This window comes from Mesorhizobium sp. BHbdii, assembly GCF_053848045.1.
Genome location: NZ_JBSPKX010000275.1, coordinates 1 through 415, shown reverse-complemented (window position 1 = coordinate 415; position 415 = coordinate 1). Strand labels below are relative to the sequence as shown.

1 protein-coding gene is annotated in these 415 nt (G+C 61.2%); it reads left to right on the top strand.

Translation table 11 applies throughout. The annotated features are described in order from the left end of the window. Positions 1–103 precede the first annotated feature (103 nt). Positions 104–415: alpha/beta fold hydrolase (locus ACWTU8_RS33015; RefSeq protein WP_455851402.1), on the top strand; the 312-nt coding region annotated here is incomplete at its 3' end.

The following is a 415-nucleotide window of genomic DNA, read 5'->3' as shown; positions in this document are numbered from 1 at the left end:
GGCAAACGACATGTCCAAGACCCTGCTTTTCGCCATTCTTGCTTCGGTCGCAGCGCTTCTCAGCTGTCCGAGCACCACAAATGCCGAGGAGGCAAAACCTGCCATGACCATCGAAACGAAACTGCCGAAACCCGAAAAGTCCGGCCTGCTGCCGGTCAACGGCCTGAATTACTACTACGCAGTCTACGGCAAGGGCGAACCGCTGCTTCTCTTGCATGGCGGTCTCGGCTCCATCGACATGTTCGCGCCGATCCTGCCCAAGCTCGCCGAAAACCGCACCGTGATCGGCGTCGACCTGCAGGGACATGGCCGCACCGCGCTGGGCGACCGGCCGTGCCGCCTGGAGGCGATCGGCGACGACATGGCCGATATCGTCAAGGCGCTCGGCTATGACAAAGTCGACGTCATGGGCTAT